The sequence below is a fragment of the Stutzerimonas sp. R40042 genome (genome assembly GCF_026642215.1).
Classification (GTDB): Bacteria; Pseudomonadota; Gammaproteobacteria; order Pseudomonadales; family Pseudomonadaceae; genus Stutzerimonas; species Stutzerimonas frequens.
The window spans coordinates 2442124-2457211 of record NZ_CP113258.1; the positions used below are offsets into that span (position 1 = coordinate 2442124).

Here is a 15088-nt window from a genome sequence, read left to right on the forward strand (position 1 = left end):
TAGAGCAACCGGTGTTTAGACCAACGGCGGCTTAAGTCCAAATGCCGAGACGCTCGCGCATTTGCGCGGTGATGGTCTGCCTGGTCCGCGGCATCTCTGCCCAGGGATCGTCGTCGCCCAGTTGCTCCAGGCGTTCCAGCAGATTGCGCACGGTCCAGAGGTTGGCGCCCTTGAGGTCCGCCAGCTCGTCGCGATGGATGGGCACGGAAACCGGCAGGTCTTCGCGTGCACGCACCGAATAGGGAGCGACGGTGCTGGCGCCGCGACTGTTGCGCAGGTAATCGATGAAGATGCGGCCGACCCGGTTCTTCGGTCCGCTGACCGCCGAGAAGTGCCCTGGTAGGAGCTTGGCCATGTACTGGGCGATGGCCTGGCTGAAGCGCTTGGCCTCGCTCCACTCGTGCACGGGGTCGAGGGGCACGATGATGTGCATGCCCTTCCCTCCGCTGGTCTTTAGAAACGAAACCAGGCCGATCTCGTCCAGCAGGGTCTGCGTCAGCTGTGTCGCTTCGATCATGCGTTTCCAGGGCAGCGCGGGATCCGGGTCGAGGTCGAGGACGAAACGGTCCGGGTGCTCGAGGTCTGGCGCCACGGCATTCCAACTGTGCAGTTCGACGGTGCCCATCTGCGCCGCACCGACCAGTGCTTCGGCGTTGTCGATTACCAGCAGCGCGCCATGCTTCGGGTCGAGTGCCGGGTCGAGCTGCGTGATATGCGGGATGGCCAGCTTGTCGGCGTGTTTCTGGAAGAACAGCTCACCGCTGATTCCTTCCGGTGCGCGCACCAGAGCCAGCGGGCGGGCCTTGAGTTGCGGCAGGGCCCAAGGTGCGATCTGCGCGTAGAAGCGGGCCAGCTCGATCTTGGTGGTTCCACTGCTGGGATCGATGACGCGGTCGGGATTGGAGATCTTGATGCGCCCGCGGGCGATGGGATCCGTCCTGCCGCGCGTGCCGGCCGCTCCAGGCTTGGCAGCCGCCTTGGGTCGCTCATGGGTAATCGCTTTCGCCGGCTTGTCAGAGCGCAAGCCATGAAACACCGAATGACGCACCACGCCCTGGCGGGTCATCTCGGCGAACGCCACCTCGCACATCAGCTTCGGCTCCAGCCACTGCGCGCCACGGGCATCGGCGGCCGGCGGCGCCTTGGCCAGCGGGCTTTTATCGGTTTCCAGCTTCTTCAGCTTCTTGTGCAGGCTTTGCAGCGTTGCATGGTTGAAGCCGGTGCCGACCTTGCCGGCGTAACGCAGTTCGCCCTTGTCATCATGCAGACCGAGGAGCAGCGCGCCGAAACCGGTGCGGGTGCCCTTGGGCTGGGTGTAGCCGACGATGATGAATTCCTGCCGGTTGCTGCATTTGATCTTCACCCAACTGCTGCTGCGCCGGGAGGTGTAGCTGCTGCCGACGCGCTTGCCGATCAGGCCTTCGAGCTTCATCTGGCAGGCGCTTTCCAGAATGCTGTCGGGCTGCTCGGTGAAGTCCTCGGAAAAACGCAGCAGCTCACTGTCGCTACCTTGCAGAACCTCGTGCAGTGCCGAGCGGCGCTGCTCCAACGGTACCTGACGCAGGTCCATGCCGTTCAGGTAGGGCATGTCGAACAGATAGTAGAGAATGTTGCCGCTGCGGCCTGCTTCGAATGCGTTCTGCAGCGCCTGAAAATCCGGGGTGCCCTCCTCGTTCGGCACCACCACCTCACCGTCCAGCCAACCCGACTCCAGGCCAAGTCCGGCCAGCGCTGCGGCCTGCTGGGGCATTTTCGCCGTCCAGTCGTGGCCGTTGCGGGTGAACAGCCTGACCTCACCGGAATCGATGCGCGCGAGCATGCGGTAGCCGTCGAACTTGATCTCGTAGCGCCAGTCGCCGGCGGGCACCGAATCGACCAGGGTGGCCAGCTGTGGTTTGAAGCTCTCCGGCAGCTCAGCCGGAACCGCGCCTTCCAGGGTGACTGCCGCCTTCTGCTGCCCCGTTTGACGCTTCTTCGCCGGTGCCTTGACCGGCTTGGCCGGAGATTCGGCGATCCGCGCCTTGGCTGCGCCACGCTTGCGCGGCACCAGGGTTCGGTCGCTGAGCACGCTATCGGGTTCGGCTGCGACGATGTCGTAATCGCCCTCCTCGCGCGCCGCCTCGTCACGCGACTTGATCAGGAACCACTGTTCTTTCTTCCCGTCCATCCGCGTGCGGACCAGGTTCCAGCTGCCGGCGAGCTTTTCGCCCTCGAGACTGAACTTGAGCTTGCCCTTGCGGTAACCCTCCTGCGGATCGCCCTGTGGTTTCCACACACCCCGATCCCAGACGATCACATCGCCGGCACCGTAATGCCCTTCGGGGATATGCCCCTCGAAGGTGGCGTACTCCAGCGGATGGTCTTCCACGTGCACCGCCAGCCTGCGCACGCTCGGATCCAGGCTCGGCCCTTTGGGAATCGCCCAACTCTTCAGCGTGCCATCCAGTTCCAGGCGAAAGTCGTAGTGCAGGCGCGTCGCGTCATGCTTTTGGATGCAGTACTGCAGAGTCTGGCTCTTGCGCGATTTCGGCCGCGCCTTGCCAGCGGGTTCCGGCGTGGCGGCGAAGTCGCGCATGCGTTGATAGTCGTCGAGCGCCATGGCTGAGCTCCGCGTCGAAACCAGGGGTCATTCCAGCTTGCCGGCATCCGTCGACGTGTCATCAGCGCCACCGGGGGCCGAATGACGCGCGGGATCGGTGGATGTCTCCTCGCCGGGCTGCGGCACCACCAGGCGACCATCCTCGGTGACCGTCCTTCCCTGCTGGTCCTTGCGGGTTTCGACTTTTTCTTGCGGCGTGGGGTTGCCCATCGGGCTCGGACGCGACCCGGTATCGTCCCGCGGGGTACCGGCAGGAAACTGTGCGACGGCTGGTGTCACGACCAATGCGCTGAGTAATGTCGCAAGCAGTAGTTTGTTCATTTCGGTCTCCGGCGAGGCTGCGTACTTAATTTGGTCATCCTCTGCCGGTATGAGTTCAGCCAGCGACAAGCGCCGCGACGTGGGAAGTTCCGATGAGCGGTGGTGGTGAAACTCGTCGCGCTAGAGCCTCTGCGCGAGCTAATCCCATCGATGGACAGATCGCCGCATTTACAACCGGGATCAGGCTGCTACGGTTGAGAGACGTCGCAAAACCAGGGGTGCGCAGCGAACGCCGTACTGCGCTTCAGTCACCCTCCTTAGCTAGGGAGGATTTATGAATACGCGTCTTCCTCTGTTCAAGATCGAAGCCATTCTGCACACCTACCTGCGCCCGTTTCACTGCGAGGTACGCGATGAAACCGACAGCTCGCTCAGCGTGCGCCTTTTTCACGAACCGCCGAACGAAGAGCTGACCGTGCTCGGTATTTCCTATGACCAGTGCCGTGATGCAGCCAATCTGGTGCGCCTGGCTCAGGAGCTGCGTATAGAGATGCGCGCGACCCGCAGCACGCTGCCGAGCGAAGGCGGCCGCTTCGAGACGGTGGAGTGAGCCGCCGATAATCAGCGCGACGAGCGCGCCGCACGATTGGCGCCACGCTGCCCACGGCTCATGTACCGGAGGAACACATCATGGCCGTAGCTGTAGGAGTGGGACGCTTCTGCCGACCGAAGCGCTGCCAGGCCCGCTCGTGCAGATAGAACACCAGGGTATTGCACAACGGCTCGATCAGCGCGACGGCCCCGCCTATCACCAGGCTGCCGGTCAGCGCATAGACCACGGTGAAGGCCGTGGCGAAGTGCAGCACGGCGAAGGTCAGAGTTTTGATCAGGGGGCGTGGTTTCATGGGCAGCTTCCACCGTCAGCATGGACTGCTGTGCATGCCGTGAATGAGTTGGGAGTCGGTCCGGCCGGTCGCGGCCGGACCTGCGGGCGGGAACTCAGCGCTTGGCTTCGACCTTCGGCTCTGCCGCGCGAGTGAGATAGGCTTGGGTCAGTTCGGCGAGGTGATCGCGCAGCCAGTCAGCCATGGCAATCTCCTCGACCAGGATGCGTTCGCAGACTTCCTTGGTCTGCATGTCACCTACCGCCTCGGCAGCGGCGATCAGGATCTTGTACGAGGCGATCTCCAGATTTTCGAAGACGTAGCCCATCTGCGCGCCCTTGACGACCTCGTCGTTGACCATCATCCCGCCCATGGCCTGCCCCATCGCCATCATCTTGCCGCCGAGGTCCTTGAGCCCTGAATAGGACTTGTCGTAACGCTGCAGGCAGCCTTCGATCAGCTTGGCCTGGTTCTGCGTCTCGGTGATGTGCTGCTCGATTCGCGCCTTGAGTTCCGGATAGTGCTCGATACGGCTGGCCTGCTTGTTGAGCATGGTCTCGGCCTGTGCTTCCATGGCATGCGCATCGCGCAGCCATTCGATGAGGCGTTCTGTACGGACGTCGTTGCCGGTCTGTGCGCTTTGCATGGCTCACTCCAATCTGGTCGGGGAATACTGGGCCTTTCTTCGCAGCCCGCTTGAAATTTGTGAGGCACCCCGCGCACAGGAGTTCCGCCCATCCGTCCGGGGTGGTCCGTCTGCTCTGCCCTGAACTTTCGCGGGTCAGCGTCTGTCATTGGGCCAGATATAGCCAACGGGATCACCACCATCGAATTTCCAGCTTTCCTCCTGCAATGGGACCAGCACATCAGCCAGCCGGCGTTGCGCACCATCGTTGCGGCGCTGTTCGTCGCGCTGGTCCTCAGCCTGTTTGGACGGCTACTGACCGCGTTGATGCTGCGTCTGGCTCGGGCTTTTCTGTTCACCCGAGAGCTGTCCGAACAGCTGGAGAAGCCCATTCGGGTGTTGCTGCCGCTGATCGGCGTGCAGGGCGTATGGACGTCGGCCCCGAACGATCTGCTGTTGATCGATGCCGCACGCCACGTCACCACACTCCTGATCATCGCCACCCTGACCTGGCTGGTGATGCGCTCGCTGCGCGGCCTGCAGCACTTCATCGAGCTGCGCAATCCGGTAGATGTGGTCGACAACCTGCGAGCCCGCCAGATTCAGACCCAGTCGCGAGTGCTGCTGCGTACCCTTGCCTTCTTCGTGTTGCTGGTCGGGGCTGCGGCAATGCTGATGACCTTCCCCGGCGCGCGGCAGTTCGGCGCCAGCCTGCTGGCTTCGGCCGGGCTTGCCGGTCTGGCGGTGGGCTTTGCTGCCCGGCCGGTACTGGCCAACCTCATCGCCGGCGTACAGATCGCCATGACCCAGCCGATCCGGCTGGATGACGTGGTCATCGTCGAGAACGAATGGGGGCGTATCGAGGAAATCACCGGGACCTACGTCGTTGTACGGATCTGGGACGATCGGCGACTGGTGGTTCCGTTGCAGTATTTCATCGAAAAGCCTTTCCAGAACTGGACCCGTCGCGGTTCCAGCCTGATCGGCACGGTCTTCCTCTGGACCGACTATTCGTTGCCGCTCGAGCCGTTGCGCGAAGAGCTGCGCCGCCTGTGCAAGGACGTTCCCGAGCTCTGGGATGGACGTGTCTGCGTACTGCAGGTGACCGACACCAGCGAGAAATCCATCCAGTTGCGTGCATTGGTCAGCTCGGCGGACTCGTCACGCAACTGGGACCTGCGCTGCCATATCCGTGAAAATCTGCTGGGGTTCATCCAACGCCAATATCCCCACTCGCTGCCGCAGCTTCGCGCTGACCTCAGCGTGGGCCACAAACAGCGCGTCGATATGTCGCAGCCGGAGCACGTCGAGCCGGAACGCCAGCCGCCGGTATAGCGTTACGCCCCGCTTTCCCCATCGAGCTTCTTCAGCAGGCGCGCGTACATGTTCGGCAGCTGGGTGAGCCCGTGTCGTGCAGCCTGCTTGCGAATCTCCACCCGGTCACCGTCGAACTGCACCGTTTCGCTCACTACCACCTGCCGTTCGCCCCGCATCAGTGCATACGCATAGCACTGGGTGCCTCCGGCGTCTTCCTGATCGTCGTCGGCGACGCCGGTATTGGCCACTGCCAACGTTGCGCCACTCGCATTCAGCGCGCCGACCGCCATCTCCCGCGCGACCTCTTCGCTGGTGAGGCCAAAGCTCTCCATGGTCTCGAACTCAACCCGCAGCAGACGGTTCTTCGCCTTCGGCGAATAGACCACGAAGCCGCTGTCGAGCACCTGGCCGCAGCCTGGAATATCGCCCAGTAACGATGCCATCAGCCCGCAGGTGCACGACTCTGCCGTGGTCAGCTTGAGTTGCTCGCGCTGCAGAAACGCAACGACTCGTTCGATCTCTTGCATGCTTTTTGCTCCGCCCTTCTGGGGGCTATTTCGTTGAGGGTTTTTATTCGGAACGGGTTGGCCTGCTGTGAGTTCCAGTGTTGGTTTTTTGTTCTACATTTTTAAGAACTTCTACCGCGACGCTGGGTCTGGTTTCTGGTAGGGCCGGCGCAGCCCTGCCTGTCTCGCGGCAGCTCCAAAAAGTCGTTTTACCTTGTCGTGTTCATGGTATGTGGCGGTCATCAGATCGTTGCATGGGAGAAATATGCTCGTAGCTGGCGCCGGTGCCTGTTCGCCGGAGCTCTTGGGGAGATCTTGATGAGTATTGCCGCTGTGAACGCCCAGCCTCTCGGCTTGCCGAAGGCCCCACTCAATTTGCCTCCGGTTACTCGCCCTGCTCTGCAGATTCGCAGTAGCCACGACGATAAACGCCGCATCCTTTTCGTAACCTCTGAGCTGACTGATCTGGTGAAGACCGGTGGGCTGGCCGACGTGTCCGCCGCCCTGCCCCGTGCGCTGAGTGCCCGCCACGATGTGCGCGTGCTGATCCCTGGGTATCGGCAGGTGATCAACAGCGGACACGCCATTCGCACGGTCGGCAACCTGGGGCCGTATGCCGATGTGCCCGGCTGCCGGATCGGCCGTATGGACATGCCCGACGGCCTGATCATCTACGTCCTGATCTGCCCGGAACTCTACGAGCGCGAAGGCTCACCCTACGGCGACGCCCACGGCCAGGAATGGCCCGACAACCCGGTCCGGTTCGCCCGCCTGTGCCTGGCCGCCGCCGAGATCGCCGCGGGTACCGCCTGCATCAGCTGGGCACCGGAACTGGTGCACGCGCATGACTGGCCGGCCGGCCTTACACCGGCTTACATGCATTGGCGCGGGCTATCGACGCCCAGCGTTTTCACCATTCACAACCTTGCCTACCAGGGCAATGTCGATATGAGCCTGCGTCGCCATCTGGGCATTCCCGGGGAAGCGTGCGATCCGGAGCGGATGGAGTTCTACGGCAAGCTGTCCTTCCTCAAGGCGGGCATCGCCTACGCCAATCAGGTCACCACGGTCAGTGCGACCTACGCCCGGGAGATCACCACGCCGGAGTTCGGCTGTGGCATGGAGGGCTTCCTCAGCATGAAGGCCCGCCAGGGCCTGCTCAGTGGCTTGCTCAACGGGATCGATGAGAGCTGGGAGCCGCAAAGCGACCCCTATCTGGTCAGCGGTTTCAGCGCGCGCGACTGGGATGGCAAGACAGCGAACGCCGCCTACATCCGCGAATCGTTCGGCCTGGAAGCCAGCGAGGCGCCGCTGTTCGCGGTGGTATCGCGCCTGGTTCATCAGAAAGGCGTCGACCTCACCCTCGAGGTCGCTCACAGCATCGTCGAAGGCGGAGGCCAGCTGGCAATCCTCGGTCAGGGTGAGAGCCATATCGAGCACCAGGTGCGGGAGCTGGCCCGCCGTTATCCGGGCCGGGTCGCGGCGCACGTCGGCTTCAACGAGACCGATGCCCGTCGGCTGTTCGCCGGCAGCGATTTCCTCTTGATGCCGTCGCGCTACGAGCCGTGCGGCCTCAGCCAGATGTACGCACAACGTTATGCGTCGCTGCCGATCGCTCGCCGCACCGGCGGTCTGGCCGATTCCATCGAGGATGGCATCACCGGCTTCCTGTTCGACGAACCGAGCGCCGAGAGCTATCGCCAAGCGGTCCAGCGGGCGCTGGCCTGCCATCAGCGTCCGCAACTGCTCGGCGCGATGCGCTGCCGGGCGATGTCCGCCGGCTTCTTCTGGCGTCATGCGATCGAGCCATATGACCTGCTCTACCGGCAGCTGCTCACGGAGCGCCGCGAGGTTCGTCTAACCATCTGAAGAGAGTGATCAATGCAGAAGCAGCGTGCCTATATCGCGCATCACGGTCCGGAGTTGCTGGATAGCGGGACCACCCGCTTCCGCCTCTGGGCACCCGACGCGCGAAGCGTCAGCCTGATTGTCGTAGGCGCACAAACGCTGCCGATGACCGCCGCCGAAGATGGCTGGTACAGCATCGATGCGCCTTACGGCGTCGGAACCCTTTACCGCTTTCTCATCGACGATGAACTCCAGGTGCCGGACCCGGCCTCGCGCGGACAGGCCGGTGACATTCAGTCACCGAGTCTGGTGGTCGACACCGGCAATGGCTATCTGTGGCGCAACGGCGAATGGCAGGGGCGGCCCTGGCACGAAACGGTGCTCTATGAGATGCATGTCGGCCTCTATGGTGGCTTCGCGGCCATGGAGAAGCACCTGTCCGATCTTGCCGAGCTGGGTGTCACGGCCATCGAACTGATGCCGATCGCCGAGTTTCCCGGTGACCGCAACTGGGGCTACGACGGCGTGCTGCCCTACGCGCCGGAAGCCGCCTACGGCAGTCCGGAAGAGCTCAAGCACCTGATCGATACCGCCCACGGCCTGGGGCTGATGGTGTTTCTCGATGTGGTCTACAACCACTTCGGCCCGGACGGCAACTACCTTGGTCACTACGCCAAGCATTTCTTTCGCCACGATCAGCAGACGCCCTGGGGTGACGCCATCGATTTCCGCCGCCGCGAGGTGCGCGACTTCTTCATCGACAACGCCTTGATGTGGCTGATGGACTATCGCTTCGACGGGCTGCGTTTCGACGCCGTGCATGCGATCACCGACCGCAGCTTCCTGCTGGAACTGGCCGAGCGTGTGCACACGACCGTCGAGCCTGGTCGCCATGTCCACCTGGTGCTGGAGAATGAGGACAACCGCGCCAGCCTGCTTGATCAGGGCTTCACCGCGCAGTGGAACGATGACGGCCATAACGTGCTGCACACCCTGCTAACCGCCGAGCAGCAGGGCTATTACGCCGACTACTGCCAGAACGCGACGGCGAAACTTGCGCGCTTTCTTGGTGAGGGATTCATCTACCAGGGCCAGAACAACCGCCGCGGCGAGGCGCGCGGCGAACCCAGCGGCCACCTGTCGCCGACCTCCTTCGTGCTGTTTCTGCAGAACCACGACCAGACCGGCAACCGCGCCTTTGGCGAACGCCTGGTCAGCCTGGCCGATGCCGATGCGCTCAGGGCGGCGACTGCGGTCCTGCTGCTGTCGCCCATGGTGCCGCTGCTGTTCATGGGCGAGGAATGGGGCGCACGCCAACCCTTCCTGTTCTTTACCAGCCACCACGGCGAACTGGCTGATGCCGTGCGCGAAGGCCGCCGTAACGAGTTTGCCGAGTTTGCCGAGTTCGCCGACGAAGCGACCCGCGAGCGAATCCCCGACCCCAACGCCCTCTCCACGTTTGAGGATTCGCGACCGGACTTCACCGCCCGACAGGAACCCGACCATGCGCAGTGGCTCGCGCTGTACCGCCAGCTGCTGAAGATCCGCCGTGCCGAGATCGTGCCGCGGCTACCGGGCGTGCGCTTTCTGGATTCGACGGTACTCGGCGAGGGCTCGGTGTTGGTGCGCTGGCAGTTCGGCGACGGCAGTCGGCTGCGGCTGGAGCTGAACCTGAGCGACATTGATGTACCGCTGCCCGCAGCGCCTCAGCAAGCCCAGCTGCTGTTCGCCAGCCGGGACATCGCGAGCCCGGCACAGGGCCTTTTGGCGCCTCGTATGGCCAAGCTGTATCTGGAGAAAGCCACATGAGCGACGAACCACTGATCCGCCTGGCGGAAGCCGCCGGCCTGTCCATCGACTGGATCGACGCCGACAATCGCCAGCAACGCGTTACCCCGGACGTGCTGCGCGAGGTGCTTGCCTGTCTGGGGCTGGCCGCGGACAGCGCTGAGGATGTCGACGCCAGCCTGGCCATGCTGGATCGCCAGAACAACCATGGCGGCTTACCGCCTCTCATGACCTGCGATCAGCACCATTCGCTGGAACTCGCGGCGTATTTCCAACCTGCCAGCCGATTCGAGCTGACGCTGGAGAACGGCGAGGTCCGCCATGGCGAGCTCGACCATCAGGCACGGCTGCCGGCTATCGATACACCGGGCTACCACCAATTGGCGGTTGCTGACAGGCAGGTCACGCTCGCCGTTGCGCCTCACTCGTGCCCGACCGTGGCCGAAGTCGCCGGCGCCCACGCTTGGGGCCTGACCGTTCAGCTCTACAGTCTGCGCCGCCCGGGCGATGGAGGCCTGGGCGACACCCAGGCCCTGGAAGAACTGGTACGCAATGCGGCAGCTCACGGCGCCGATGCGCTGGGTATCAGCCCGGTACATGCGATGTTCGGCGTGCACATCGATCAATACAGTCCCTACTCGCCATCCAGCCGGCTGTTCTACAACGTCCTGCATGCCGCGCCCGGCGCCATCCTCGGTGAGCTGCCGGTGCGTCAGGCCATCGAGGCCTGTGGACTCGGCGGTGAGCTCGAGCGCCTCGAGCGGCTGGAGCTGATCGATTGGCCGGCCGTGGCGCAATCGCGCCAGCGCCTGTTGCGGCAGCTGTTCGACGATTTCCGTCAGGGTGAGAACCCGCAGCAGCTCGACTTCGACAGTTTTCGCAGCAACGGCGGCGAAGCGCTGGAAAACCATTGTCGATTCGAAGCGCTGCATGCCCATCTGCGCAGCGCCGATGGCCATCCGCAGCACTGGCGGAACTGGCCGGAAGACTACCGTGACCCAGCGAGCCCGGCCGTCGAGAAGTTCGCCCGTGAACATGCCGATGAGGTCAGCTACCACGCCTTCGGTCAGTGGTTGATGGCGCGAGGGCTCGAGCGCGCCCAGGTCACCGCGCGCAGCGCGGGCATGCGCATCGGCCTGATCTCCGATCTGGCCGTCGGTGCCGATGGCGGCGGAAGCCAGGCATGGAGCCGTCAGGCTGAATTGCTGGCCTCACTGAGCGTCGGTGCGCCACCGGACGTGATGAACCGCGATGGGCAGAATTGGGGTATTTCGGCGTTCTCGCCCTGGGGGCTGAAGCAGAACGGATTTCGTGCCTACATCGAGATGCTGCGCGCCAACCTGGCCCATTCGGGAGGCATGCGGATCGACCATGTGCTCGGACTAAAGCGCCTCTGGGTGATGCCCGCCGGCGCCGATCCGAAACATGGCGTCTATCTGAACTTCCCATTCGACGACATGCTGCGCCTGCTGTGCCTGGAAGCCTGGCGCCATCGCGCCGTGATCCTGGGTGAAGACCTGGGCACCATTCCGCCCGGACTGCGCGACGTCCTGGCCGCACGCGGCATCCTTGGCATGCGCGTGCTGCTGTTCGAACAGCATGACGGGCATTTCCAGCGCGCCGGGCACTACTCATCCCAGGCCCTGGCTACCACCACCACCCATGACATCCCGACCCTGACGGGCTGGTGGAATGGCCATGACATCGACTGGCGCATCAAGGTCGGCCAGGTAGAGGAAGCCGATCGCGACCAGCAATGGCGGGTCCGCGAGCATGAGCGTGCCGGTCTCAACCGGCTGCTCTGCGAGGACAGCGGCAGGCATTCCGATCAGCTGCTGAGCACCGAGCAGGCCGTTGACGCTGCCGCCTGCTTTCTCGGTCATACCCCCGCACCGCTGGTGCTGCTGCCGGTCGAGGATGCCCTCGGCCTGGAGGAACAGACCAACATGCCCGGCATCGTCGAAACCCATCCCAACTGGCGCCGCCGGTACCCCGGTGACAGCGCGACGTTGCTTGACGGCGATGCCAGTCGCAGGCGTCTGGAATGTCTCGCGCGGGCCCGCCACAACCATCGTGGAGCTGCGCATCGATGAAAGATCTCACCGCTACGCTGCGACTTCAGTTCCACCGCGGCTTCACCCTGGACGACGCCACCGCGCTGGTGGACTACTTCGCCGAACTGGGCATCAGCCATATCTACGCATCGCCCTTGCTCACCGCCCGTCCAGGCTCGATGCATGGCTACGACGTGATCGACCCGACCCGCATCAATCCGGAACTCGGCGGCGAACCGGCACTGCAGCGACTGGTCGAGGCGTTACGCGCCAAGGGCATGGGGCTGATCCTGGACATCGTGTCCAACCACATGGCCGTTGGCGGGGCAGGAAACGCCTGGTGGCTGGACGTGCTCGAATGGGGCCGCCGCAGCCCCTATGCGCAGTTCTTCGACATCGAATGGAATTCGCCGGATCCGCTGCTCGAAGGCCAGCTGCTGGTGCCCTTCCTCGGCAGCGACTACGGCGAGGCGCTGCAACAGGGCACGGTGAAGCTGTGCCTGGATATCGACAACGGGGCGCTCTACGCCGAGCACTACGAGCATCGCTTTCCGATCACCCCGCCGAGTTATGGCGAGGTACTTCGCGCCGCCGATCACCCGCAGCTGAGGACGCTTGCGCAACACTTCGATGCGCTGAAGACCGAACCGGCGCCCTACCAGACCGCACGCCTGCTGCGCGCCGACCTGGCCGAACAACTGCAGGACGCCAGCACGCGTCAAGCGCTGGAACAGGCCCTGAATAGTTACGACTCGACCACGGCGGACGGCTTCCGCCGCCTGCATGGGCTGCTCGAGCGCCAGCACTATCGGCTGGCCAGCTGGCGCACCGCAGGTGACGACATCAACTGGCGACGCTTCTTCGACATCAACGAGCTGGGCGGCCTGCGTGTCGAACGCCCGGTGGTGTTCGAGGAGACCCACGCCAAGATCTTCGAGCTGATCGGCGAAGGTCTCGTCGATGGCCTGCGTATCGATCACGTCGACGGCCTCGCGGACCCGCGTGGCTACTGCCGTCGCCTGCGACGGCGCGTCGATCGGCTCAACGCCGGTCGTCCCGCCGAAGCGCTGCAGGACCATGTGCCGATCTATGTCGAGAAGATCCTCGCCGGTGGCGAGCGGCTGCATGACGATTGGGGCGTGGATGGCACCACCGGTTACGAATTCATGAACCAGGTGTCGCTGCTGCAGCATGACCCGGCGGGCGAGCAGCCACTCTGTGCACTGTGGGGCGAGACCAGCGGACGCACTACGGATTTCATGGAAGAGGCGCGCCAGGCACGTCAGCTGGTGCTGACCGGACCGCTGGCCGGCGATTTCGAAACCGTGGCCCAGGCACTGCTGCAGGTGGCGCGCGGTGACGTGATGACCCGTGACATCACCCTGGGCGCGATCCGCCGGGCCCTGCTCGAACTGATCATCCACTTTCCGGTTTACCGCACCTACATCGCGGCGCCGGGCAGGCGCGAGGCGGACGAGCCATTCTTCCAGCAGGCGCTGGAAGGCGCGAAGACCACCTTGAGCGAAGCTGACTGGCCGCTGCTCGAGCATCTGCAGCGTTGGCTCGGCGGTGAAAGCCTGCGCCAGCTGCCACGAGCACTGCGCAAGATCCGCCGCTACGCCTGCACGCGCTTCCAGCAGCTGACCTCGCCGGCCGCCGCCAAAGCCGTCGAAGACACCGCCTGCTATCGCTCCGGCATTCTGCTCTCGCGCAACGATGTGGGCTTCGACCCGCAGCACTTCAGCGCCCCGCTGCAGGCGTTCCACGATGAGTGCCTGCAGCGTGCCGAGCATTTCCCGCTCAATCTGCTGACCACCGCGACCCACGATCACAAGCGTGGCGAGGACACGCGCGCGCGGATCGCCGTGCTCAGCGAACGTGCCGAGTGGTTTGCCGACAAGGTGCGGCGCTGGCGTGACTTGGCCGCGGACAAGGTTGAGCAGCAACCCGACGGCCCTGCGCCCTCGCCTGCTGACGAACTCATGTTGTTCCAGGTGCTGCTCGGCAGCTGGCCGCTGGACCTGGAAGGCGAGGACGCCGCGGGCATGCAGCAGTATTGCGAGCGCATCCTGCAGTGGCAGGAGAAAGCCCTGCGAGAGGCCAAGTTGCGCACCACATGGACCGACCCCAACAGCGATTACGAAGGTGCCTGTCGTCGGTATGTGGAGCACCTGCTCACCGGCGCCGAAGGTGCGGGACTACGTGGCGAGATTGGCGCAGCTGCAGCCGAGTTGGCCCCAGCCGGCGCCCTGAACGGGCTGGCGCAGAGCCTGCTGCGGATGACCACGCCGGGGGTGCCGGATCTCTATCAGGGTGCCGAATTCTGGGATTTCAGTCTGGTCGACCCGGATAACCGCCGCCCGGTGGACTTCGCGGCCCGCCGCAGCAGCCTCACGCAGGCCGCGACACCGGACCAGCTGCTGCAGAGCTGGCATGACGGTCGCATAAAGCAGCTGGTGATCAGCCGCACGTTGCAGGCACGTCGTCGCTTTTCGCGGCTGTTCAGGGAAGGCCGTTACCTGCCGCTTTCAGTGAGCGGCGCGCATTCCGAGCACTTGCTCGCCTTTGCCCGGGAGCTGGACGGGCAATGGCTGGTGGTGCTGGTGCCGCGCTTGGCTGTCGGCCTGCTGGGCGACAGCAAGCAGCCACGGATTCCGGCCCAGCGCTGGGGGGATACGCGTGTCGCATTGCCCGAGGCGCTGGACGGTAGCGAGTTCGAACGACTTTTCGACGGAACGACAGTCACATCCCAACAAGCCAGCCTCGAAGCTGCGCGTGTTCTGGACGGACTCTCGGTGGCCGTCCTGTATACGTCCATCAGTGCAACAGGAGAATCCCAACAATGAGTTCAGACGAGCAGAGAATCCGCGATTTCGCTTACCAGATCTGGCAGTCCGAAGGCTGCCCGCACGGGGAGGATGAACGCCACTGGGAGATGGCGCGCAAGCTGGTGGAGGCCGAGAAAGGTGCTCCGCAGGCAAAACCCGCCAGCCGCCCCCGCAAGCCCGCCACCAAGCCCACCGATGCCACGCCGAAAAGCAAGGCCACATCGGCGGCCAAGGCGGCTCCGGCAGCCAAGCCTCGAGCGTCGCGAGCGGCACCGAAAGCCGACACCGACGCCGCTGCCGGCACGCCCGAGACCATCCGCAAACCACGCGCTCCGCGGGCCAAGAAGGAGAGCTGACCGGCGGCTGCACCTTGTCGGC

11 protein-coding genes and 1 pseudogene are annotated in these 15088 nt (G+C 64.2%); 7 read left to right on the forward strand and 5 right to left on the reverse strand.

From position 1 onward, the window contains the following. Positions 1-31: 31 nt before the first annotated feature. Positions 32-2599: a DNA ligase D gene (gene ligD, locus OUY36_RS11590; protein ID WP_267934399.1), complete on the reverse strand. Its 2568-nt coding sequence runs from the start codon at positions 2597-2599 to the stop codon at positions 32-34. Between the two features lie 27 nt (positions 2600-2626). Beyond that, complete coding sequence (locus tag OUY36_RS11595; protein ID WP_267934400.1) at positions 2627-2920, reverse strand: hypothetical protein; 294 nt, start codon at positions 2918-2920, stop codon at positions 2627-2629. Positions 2921-3194: 274 nt separating this feature from the next. Between OUY36_RS11595 and OUY36_RS11600 the strand changes: the two genes are divergently transcribed. Continuing rightward, positions 3195-3470: a DUF1652 domain-containing protein gene (locus OUY36_RS11600; protein WP_063542293.1), complete on the forward strand. Its 276-nt coding sequence runs from the start codon at positions 3195-3197 to the stop codon at positions 3468-3470. Positions 3471-3481: 11 nt separating this feature from the next. Here the strand turns inward: OUY36_RS11600 and OUY36_RS11605 are convergent. Both OUY36_RS11605 and OUY36_RS11610 read right to left on the reverse strand, forming a co-directional pair. Beyond that, a pseudogene (locus OUY36_RS11605) lies at positions 3482-3765 on the reverse strand (DUF2061 domain-containing protein). A gap of 94 nt (positions 3766-3859) precedes the next feature. Beyond that, positions 3860-4390, reverse strand: a complete 531-nt coding sequence (locus tag OUY36_RS11610) for a ferritin-like domain-containing protein (protein WP_110776977.1) — start codon at positions 4388-4390, stop codon at positions 3860-3862. Positions 4391-4591: 201 nt separating this feature from the next. Between OUY36_RS11610 and OUY36_RS11615 the strand changes: the two genes are divergently transcribed. Continuing rightward, the gene (locus OUY36_RS11615; RefSeq protein ID WP_102841085.1) at positions 4592-5704 is read left to right on the forward strand and encodes a mechanosensitive ion channel family protein; all 1113 of its coding nucleotides are present in this window, start codon (positions 4592-4594) and stop codon (positions 5702-5704) included. A gap of 2 nt (positions 5705-5706) precedes the next feature. Here the strand turns inward: OUY36_RS11615 and OUY36_RS11620 are convergent, their stop codons facing one another. Then, on the reverse strand, positions 5707-6213 hold the full coding sequence (locus tag OUY36_RS11620) for a CinA family protein (protein WP_267934402.1): 507 nt from the start codon (positions 6211-6213) through the stop codon (positions 5707-5709). A gap of 297 nt (positions 6214-6510) precedes the next feature. Between OUY36_RS11620 and glgA the strand changes: the two genes are divergently transcribed. From glgA to OUY36_RS11645, 5 genes are read left to right on the forward strand one after another with little or no spacing between them, the layout of a single operon-like run. Continuing rightward, positions 6511-8061 (forward strand): glycogen synthase GlgA, encoded by a 1551-nt coding sequence (gene glgA, locus OUY36_RS11625; RefSeq protein ID WP_230724740.1) that lies wholly within the window; start codon positions 6511-6513, stop codon positions 8059-8061. Positions 8062-8073: 12 nt separating this feature from the next. Further along, positions 8074-9849: a malto-oligosyltrehalose trehalohydrolase gene (gene treZ, locus OUY36_RS11630; RefSeq protein ID WP_267934403.1), complete on the forward strand. Its 1776-nt coding sequence runs from the start codon at positions 8074-8076 to the stop codon at positions 9847-9849. Then, on the forward strand, positions 9846-11921 hold the full coding sequence (gene malQ / locus OUY36_RS11635; RefSeq protein ID WP_267934404.1) for a 4-alpha-glucanotransferase: 2076 nt from the start codon (positions 9846-9848) through the stop codon (positions 11919-11921). Before treZ ends, malQ begins: the two co-directional genes overlap by 4 nt. Beyond that, positions 11918-14728 (forward strand): malto-oligosyltrehalose synthase, encoded by a 2811-nt coding sequence (locus OUY36_RS11640; RefSeq protein WP_267934405.1) that lies wholly within the window; start codon positions 11918-11920, stop codon positions 14726-14728. The genes malQ and OUY36_RS11640 overlap by 4 nt, the downstream gene beginning before the upstream one ends. Then, on the forward strand, positions 14725-15066 hold the full coding sequence (locus tag OUY36_RS11645) for a DUF2934 domain-containing protein (protein ID WP_063542275.1): 342 nt from the start codon (positions 14725-14727) through the stop codon (positions 15064-15066). The genes OUY36_RS11640 and OUY36_RS11645 overlap by 4 nt, the downstream gene beginning before the upstream one ends. Positions 15067-15088 lie beyond the last annotated feature (22 nt).